Origin of the sequence: Rhodobaculum claviforme (assembly GCF_016653255.1) — a bacterium.
In the GTDB taxonomy this organism is placed as follows: Bacteria; Pseudomonadota; Alphaproteobacteria; order Rhodobacterales; family Rhodobacteraceae; genus Rhodobaculum; species Rhodobaculum claviforme.
Window position 1 is genome coordinate 1 of record NZ_NHSD01000159.1, and the last position, 7,809, is coordinate 7,809.

The following is a 7,809-nucleotide window of genomic DNA, read 5'->3' on the forward strand; positions in this document are numbered from 1 at the left end:
CCCCTGCCCCACCCAAGCGGAGACCCGAGCCATGGCCGATCCGATCCTGTCGCTGCGCGATGCGTGCCTGACGCTGATGGGCAACGCAGGCCCGGTGGAGATCCTGCGCGGCATCTCGCTGGACGTGACGCGCGGCGAGACGTTGGGTCTGGTGGGGCCTTCGGGGTCGGGCAAGTCGTCGCTCCTGATGCTGATGGGCGGGCTCGAGCGCGCCACGGGTGGGTCTGTCACCGCGCTGGGCCAGGACCTCACCCGGCTGGGCGAGGATGCGCTGGCGCGGTTCCGCCTGGGCAATATGGGGGTCGTGTTCCAGTCCTTCCACCTCATCCCCACGATGACGGCGCTTGAAAATGTCGCGACCCCGCTGGAACTTGCGGGCCACGCCGACGCCTTCGACCGCGCCGCCGACGAATTGCGCCGCGTCGGCCTCGCACATCGGGTGGATCACTACCCCACCCAGATGTCGGGCGGCGAACAGCAGCGCGTGGCATTGGCGCGCGCCGCCGCCCCCCGACCCGCGATCCTTCTGGCGGATGAACCGACCGGCAACCTCGACGGCGCCAACGGACAGGCGATCATGGACCTGCTGTTCGGCCTGCGCGACCGCCACGGCGCCACCCTGATCCTCGTCACCCACGCCCCGGAGCTGGCGGCCCGCTGCGACCGCGTGATCCGCCTCGCCGATGGCCGGGTGGAGGGGGAGGAGCTGCGCCGCGCCGCCGAATAACCGCGCCCGCCCCCCCTGCCGCCAGAACCGCCCCATGCCCGCACCGGAGCCCGTCATGCAGCTTGCCATCGCCGCCCGCATCGCCCGCCGCGAATTGCGCGGGGGACTTCGCGGGTTCTGGGTCTTCCTCGCCTGCCTCGCGCTTGGGGTGGGCGCCATCGCCGCCGTGGGCTCCGTGCGCGCCTCGATCGAGGCGGGCCTCGCGCGTGAGGGGGCGGTGATCCTCGGCGGGGACGCACAGGTCAGCTTCACCTATCGCTTCGCCGACACCGCCGAGCGCGCCTGGCTGGAGGCGCGCGCCGCTCGGCTGTCCGAGATCGTGGATTTCCGCTCCATGGCGGTGGTCGGCGCCGGGGCGGACGCCGAACGCGCGCTGACCCAGGTCAAGGGCGTGGACGGCAACTGGCCGCTGGTGGGCACACCGCGCTTTGATCCCGATATGCCGGTGGACGCGGTGTTCGACGCCCCCTCCGGGCTGCCGGGTGCGGCGATGGATCGGGTGCTGATGGACCGGCTGGGCCTTGCGCCCGGCGACACCTTCCGGCTGGGCGTGCAGGACTTCGAGCTGACCGCCGCCATCGTGTCCGAACCCGACGCGGGCGCGGCGGGGTTCGGCTTCGGCCCGCGCACGCTGGTGCGCACCGAGGCGCTGGAGGGCAGCGCGCTGCTGGGCGCGGGCACGCTGTTCGACAGCCGCTACCGGCTGTTGCTGCCGCCGGGCGCGGACCCCGACGCGCTGGGCGCGGATCTGCGCGCGGCGTTTCCCGACAGCGGCGCGCGGGTGCGCGACAGCCGCCGCGGCGCCCCGGGGATCGAGTTCTTCGTGGACCGCATCGGCGCGTTTCTGGTGCTGGTGGGGCTGGCGGGGCTGGCGGTGGGGGGCGTTGGCGTCTCGGCGGCCGTGCGCGCCTATCTGGAGCGCAAGACCGAAACGATCGCGATCCTCAAGACGCTGGGCGCGTCGGGCGGCACGATCTTTCTGGTGTACCTGATGCAGATCGGCGCGCTGACGGCGGTGGGGGTGGCGGCGGGGCTCGTGCTGGGGGGCCTGGCGCCGGTGCTGCTGGCACCGGTGCTGGAGGCGCGCCTGCCGGTCCCGGCGGTGTTCACGCTGCACCCCGCCCCCCTGGCCGAGGCCGCGCTCTACGGCGTGCTGACCGCGCTCCTCTTTACCCTGTGGCCGCTGGCCCGCACCGAGGAGGTGCGCGCGGCCGCCCTGTTCCGGGGCATCGACGGGTCCAGCCGTGCCCTGCCCCGCCCGGTGTACCTGGCGGCCACGGCGGCGCTGCTGGGGGCGCTGGTGGGGGCGGCTGCGTGGCTGTCGGGGGTGGCACTGCTGGCGCTGGCCAGCGCGGCGGCGATCGTCGTGGCGCTGGCGGTCCTGGTGGCTGCGGCCTGGGCGGTGCGGCGCGCGGCACGCGGCGCGTCGCGGCTGCGCGCCGTGCGCGGGCGCACCGCGCTGCGCCTCGCGCTGGGCGCCATCGGCGGCCCGAGGGAGGAGGCGACCTCGGTCATCCTCTCGCTCGGCCTGGGGCTGACGGTGCTGGCCGCCGTGGGACAGGTCGAATCGAACCTGCGCGCCGCGATCGAACGCGACCTGCCCGACCGCGCCCCGGCCTATTTCTTCGTCGACATCCAGACCGACCAGCTGCCGGGCTTTCTCGACCGCCTCGGGGGGGATTCTGGGGTGTCGAACGTGGACACCGCCCCGATGCTGCGCGGCATCGTCACCCGCATCAACGACCGCCCCGCAGCCGAGGTCGCGGCGGGCCACTGGATCCTGCGCGGCGACCGGGGCGTGACCTATGCCGCGGCCCCCCCCGACGGCACGGTGCTGACCGCCGGTGCATGGTGGCCCGAAGACTACAACGGCCCGCCGCTCGTCAGCTTCTCGGACGAGATCGCCCGCGACCTCGGCCTTGGCGTGGGCGACACGCTGACGGTCAACATCCTGGGCCGCGAGATCACCGCCGAGATCGCCAACCTGCGGGTCGTGGACTTCACCACCGCCGGCATCGGCTTCATCATGGCGATGAACCCCGGCGCGTTGCAAGCCGCGCCCCACACCCACATCGCCACCGTCTATGCCACCCCCGACGCCGAGGCCGCGATCCTGCGCGACCTTGCGGGGCAGTTCCCCAACATCACCGCCGTCCCGGTGCGCGAGGCCATCGACCGCGCCGCCCAGGCGCTGTCGGGCGTCGCCGCGGCCACCGCCTGGGCTGCGGGCGCCACGCTGCTGACGGGCTTCATCGTGCTGATCGGCGCGGCCGCGGCGGGCGAGCGTGCGCGGGTGTTCGAGGCAGCGGTGCTCAAGACCCTCGGCGCCACACGCGGCCGCATCCTCGCCAGCTTCGCGCTGCGCTCGGTGCTGCTGGGGGCGGCGGCGGGATCGGTGGCGATCGTCGGTGGCGGCCTGGCGGGCTGGGGGGTGATGACCTTCGTGATGGACGCAAGCTTCCGGTTCGAACCGGTGTCGGCCATCGCCATCGTGGTGGGGGGCGTGCTGGCCACGCTGCTCGCGGGCCTGGCGTTCGCGCTGCGCCCGCTGTCGGCCCGTCCCGCGCGCGTTCTACGCGATCAGGACTGAGGGCCGGACCCGCGCCACCTTGACAAAAGCGTGATCCGAAGGCACCCATTGGCGGTGCAGCGGAGCGCGTGGGGGGCTTGCATGCAACTGAGCGACGCGACACACGACTATGACTGCGGCGCCTGTGGCACCACCGGCGGCGTCTGCATGGAAGGGTTGTGGATGGCCCGTCGGCTGGCCGCCAGCATCGCCGACCGCGCGGCCCTGCTGCCCGCCGATTTCGAGCTTGTATCGCGCACACGTTTCACCGGATGCGGGCGGGCCTGCGCGGTGGACATGCGCGTGACCCCCACCATGGTCCAGATCACCGCAGGCAGCATGGGCGCCCGGGTGGAGGCCGAGGTCCGCATCCCGCCCCGCGCCGCGCTCGCCAGCGGCTGACAGCCGCGCCGCGGCCCCTTCCGGCCAGGGCCTCGGCGCGCTATGGCCCGGTCATGTCATCGTTGCTGCGCCCCCTCCGACTGACCGATCCCGCCGCGCTGGGCAGCTTGGGCGTGGACGATGTGATCGACGTCCGATCGCCGGCGGAATACGCCGAGGATCACCTGCCGGGCGCGATCAACCTTCCCGTCCTCGATGATGCAGAGCGCGCCCGCGTCGGCACCATCTATGTCCAGCAATGCCGGTTTCTGGCGCGTCGCATCGGCGGGGCGCTGGTGGCCCGCAACGTGGCCGGGCACCTCGAAGGGGCCCTGGCGGACCGCCCGCAAGGCTGGCATCCGCTGGTCTATTGCTGGCGCGGCGGGCAACGCTCGGGCAGCTTCGCCACCATCCTCGCACAGGTGGGCTGGCGCGTCGGCGTGCTGGAGGGCGGGTATCGCAGCTGGCGGCGGCTGGTGGTGCGCGACCTCTATGACGGGCCGCTGCGCTGGCGGCTGGTGCTGGTGGACGGCAACACCGGCACCGCCAAGACCGAACTTCTGCATCTGGCCGCCGCGCGCGGCACGCAGGTGCTGGATCTGGAGGGGCTGGCGCGCCATCGGGGGTCGGTCTTTGGCGCCGACCCCGCGGGCCAACCCGCGCAAAAGGGCTTCGAATCGGCCCTGATGGCCGCGCTGTCCCGCCTCGATCCCGCGCGGCCCGTGCTGGTGGAGGCCGAGTCCCCCCGGCTGGGCGCGCTGACGCTGCCGCCTGCGCTGTGGGCCGCGATGCGCACCGCACCCCGGATCGAGATCACCGCCCCCCTGCCCGCCCGCGCGCACTATCTGGCGCGCGCCTATGCCGAAGTGACGGCCGACCGCGCGGCGCTGTCCGAGACGCTGGACCGGCTCCGCCCGTTCCAGCCCGCCGAACGGATCGCCCACTGGCACGACCTCGCGGCCGCAGGGCAGGACGTCGCGCTGGCGGCAGCGCTGATGGCGGAACACTACGACCCGCTCTATGCCCGGGCGCGCGCCCGCCAGCGTGCGCCGGAGGGGGGCACGCCGGGCGGGGTTCTGGCCACCGACCGGCTGGACCCTCCGGGGCTGGAGGACCTCGCCGATCGGCTGGCCGATGCGGTGGCGCGTGGCCCCCTCAGCGCAGGTTGCGCGCCGAATCCGTGATCGCGGAATACTGCCCCGACGGGCGGAACCGCCACAGGTACTCCGGCAACACCGTCGCCATCGGCGTCGGCTCGATTCCCAGATCGGCAAAGCCGCGCACATGCGGGCTGACGACGTTGTCGCGCGCGAGGTTTTCCACCTGATCGCGGGTCAGCAGCCGGTTCGTCAGCAACCCCCGCGTCAGCCGGCTGCCGAGATCGAGCGCACTGCCCTGCATCCGCGCCATCCAGAACGGCATGTTGAACGTCAGCCGCCGCCGCCGGATCATCTCGAGCATCATGGTCATCAGCTCGCGGAAGGTCTTCACCTCCGGGCCGCCCAGCTCATAGACCCCGGGCTTGGCATCGCCCAGTGCGGCGCGCATGGCGGCCTCGGCCACGTCCTCGACCCAGACGGGCTGGAACCGTGTATCGCCACCAACGACCGGCAGCACCGGGCTGATCTGGGCGATGCCCGCGAAGCGGTTGAAGAACGCATCCTCCGGCCCGAAGATCAGCGACGGGCGCAGGATCACGGCGCGCGGGAAATGCTCCAGCACGGCGCCCTCGCCCTCGGCCTTGGTGCGGGAATACACGCTGGCGCTGGCGCTGTCGGCGCCGATGGCCGACAGCTGCACCAGCTGGCCCACCCCCTCCTCGGCGGCGATGCGGGCCACGCGGGCGGCGCCCTCGGACTGGACATCGGCAAATCGGTTGGGGCCTTCCTCCACCAGGATGCCGACGCAGTTGATCACCGCATCGGCGCTTTTCATCGCCGCGCGCACGCTGTCATCGTCGCGGATGTTGCAGAACACCGGCTCCACCTGACCGACGACGCCATAGGGCTTGACGAACAGCGCCTCGTTGGGGCGCCGCACGGCCACGCGCACGCGCCAGCCCTGCCGCGCCATGCGCTGCGTGACATAACGGCCGACGAACCCCGATCCGCCATAGATGGTGACTAGCTTGGACATGCCCGGGCCCCCTTGTTCCCTGTCGCGCAGATAGCCGCGACAGCCCTTCCGGGCAAGGGTGCGCGGCGCGCCTCAGCCCTCGGGGTGGCGCGCGCGGCAGTCCGCGCGCAGCACCGACAGCTCCATCGTCAGCTCGGCACGGCGTGCGCGCAGGGACTGGAGCTTGCCGGCCTCCACCGTGCGGTCGATCGCCACGGGGCGGCTGCGCTCGATCGCCACCGGCTCGCGGCAGAAGCGCACCATCCCGTCGATGTCGTAGCAGGGCACAAGGTCAAAGCGCACGTCGCGCACCTGTTCCAGCGCAAATCCGCGCGCGATGTTGGCTTCGGTCTCGGCGATCAGCGCATCGATGGTGCGCAGCTGCCCTGTGGCGGGCGACAGGCACCGCTCATAGGGCGTGGCGCACCCCGCCAGCGCCACAAGCCCCAGCGCAACAATGACACGGCGCATCGCACGTCCCCCCGGTGATCGCCGATACGATAGACCGACCGCGACCGGCGGCCAACCCCGCGCCGCGATCGGCGTCTGGCGCAGCCCCGGCGGGTTTGCTAGGCCAAGGCAAGACACAGGGGGGGAACCGTCGATGACCGAGATGTTCGAACAGCGCAAGGCGCGCGCCGCCGACTGGTTCCGCGAGCTGCGCGACAGCATCTGCACCGCCTTCGAGGCGATGGAGGACGCCCACACCGACGGCCCCGGCGCCGAGTTGCCCGCCGGCCGGTTCGCGCTGCGCGAGACGCAGCGCACCGCCTCGGACGGCGGCGACGCGGGCGGCGGGCTGATGAGCGTGATGCGCGGCGGCCGGGTGTTCGAGAAGGTGGGCGTCAATGTCTCGGCGGTATTCGGCACGCTGGAGCCGCGCGCGCGCCGCTCGCTGACGGCGCGCAAGGAAATCCCGGGCCTGGAGGAGGACCCGCGCTTCTGGGCCTCCGGCGTCAGCCTGGTGGCGCACATGCGCAACCCCCATGTACCGGCGGTGCACCTGAACACCCGGATGTTCTGGACCCCGGGCGCGTGGTGGTTCGGGGGCGGTACCGACCTCAACCCCGCGCTGGAACGCGACGAGGACACCGCCGATTTCCACGCCGTGCTGCGCGATGCCTGTGCCGCGCACGGGGCGGATCTGTATCCCCGCTACAAGGCGTGGGCGGACGAGTATTTCTTCGTGCCCCACCGCAAGCGGGCGCGCGGCGTCGGCGGCATCTTCTATGACGACCACAACACCGGCGACTGGGAGGCCGATTTCGCCTTCACCCAGGCCGTGGGGCGCGCCTTCCTGCCGGCCTTCCTGCCGCTGGTGGAGCGCCGCCGCCAGACCCCCTGGACCGACGCCGACCGCGACGCGCAGCTGGTGCATCGCGGTCTTTATGCCGAATACAACCTCGTCTATGACCGGGGCACCAAATTCGGCCTGGAGACCGGCCACGACCCCGACGCCGTGCTGATGAGCCTGCCACCCCTGGCCAAGTGGATCTGAACCCGGCACCGCAGCCGTCGCCCGCACTGGCGGTGCGCTGCGAGGTCCGGCAAGGACGGGAACCCCCATGCGGATCGTGTGCACCAACTGTGCGGCCCAGTACGAGGTCGACGCGGCGGCCATCCCCGCCACGGGCCGGGACCTGGAGTGTTCGGCCTGCGGGACGGTGTGGTTCTTCACGCCGCCCGCACCCCGTGCCGACGATCCCGGCACAACGCCCCATGACACCTCCCACGACACTCCCCACGATGTCCCCCACGGGACACAGGCGCCCGAACCGGTGCGCCGCCCCCCGCCGGTGGACCCGTCCGTCCTCGCCGTCCTGCGCGCCGAGGCCGAGCGCGAGTCGCGCGCGCGCCGCGCCGACGCCGGGCTGATCGACACCACCTCCGATCAGGACACCCGGCGCCGCCGCCTGCCGCCCGCGCCCGTTTCCGCCAACGATCCCCCCCCGCCGGCCGAACCGCGCCGCCGGCCCGGCCGCGACCGGCTGCCCGCGATCGACAACATCGACCCCGA

8 protein-coding genes are annotated in these 7,809 nt (G+C 72.8%); 6 read left to right on the forward strand and 2 right to left on the reverse strand.

Annotated features, from left to right (window positions below):
• Positions 1–31 precede the first annotated feature (31 nt).
• The 4 genes from CCR87_RS05190 to mnmH all read left to right on the forward strand — a co-directional run bounded on the left by CCR87_RS05190 (position 32) and on the right by mnmH (position 4,861).
• Positions 32–727, forward strand: coding sequence for an ABC transporter ATP-binding protein (locus CCR87_RS05190; RefSeq protein WP_201156501.1), 696 nt, complete (start codon positions 32–34; stop codon positions 725–727).
• A gap of 55 nt (positions 728–782) precedes the next feature.
• Positions 783–3,317: an ABC transporter permease gene (locus CCR87_RS05195; protein ID WP_201156502.1), complete on the forward strand. Its 2,535-nt coding sequence runs from the start codon at positions 783–785 to the stop codon at positions 3,315–3,317.
• 81 nt (positions 3,318–3,398) lie between these two features.
• Positions 3,399–3,698, forward strand: coding sequence for a hypothetical protein (locus CCR87_RS05200; RefSeq protein WP_201156503.1), 300 nt, complete (start codon positions 3,399–3,401; stop codon positions 3,696–3,698).
• A 53-nt stretch (positions 3,699–3,751) separates the two neighbouring features.
• Entirely contained in the window at positions 3,752–4,861 is a 1,110-nt protein-coding gene (gene mnmH / locus CCR87_RS05205) for a tRNA 2-selenouridine(34) synthase MnmH (RefSeq protein ID WP_201156504.1), read from the forward strand.
• Here the strand turns inward: mnmH and CCR87_RS05210 are convergent.
• Both CCR87_RS05210 and CCR87_RS05215 read right to left on the reverse strand, forming a co-directional pair.
• Entirely contained in the window at positions 4,833–5,813 is a 981-nt protein-coding gene (locus tag CCR87_RS05210) for a complex I NDUFA9 subunit family protein (protein WP_201156505.1), read from the reverse strand. The genes mnmH and CCR87_RS05210 overlap by 29 nt on opposite strands.
• 72 nt (positions 5,814–5,885) lie before the next feature.
• Positions 5,886–6,263 carry a hypothetical protein gene (locus CCR87_RS05215; protein ID WP_201156506.1) on the reverse strand — a complete coding sequence of 126 codons (378 nt, stop codon included), beginning with the start codon at positions 6,261–6,263 and terminating at the stop codon, positions 5,886–5,888.
• Between the two features lie 133 nt (positions 6,264–6,396).
• Between CCR87_RS05215 and hemF the strand changes: the two genes are divergently transcribed.
• On the forward strand, positions 6,397–7,290 hold the full coding sequence (gene hemF, locus CCR87_RS05220) for an oxygen-dependent coproporphyrinogen oxidase (RefSeq protein WP_201156507.1): 894 nt from the start codon (positions 6,397–6,399) through the stop codon (positions 7,288–7,290).
• A gap of 67 nt (positions 7,291–7,357) precedes the next feature.
• Positions 7,358–7,809: zinc-ribbon domain-containing protein (locus CCR87_RS05225; RefSeq protein ID WP_201156508.1), on the forward strand; the 452-nt coding region annotated here is incomplete at its 3' end.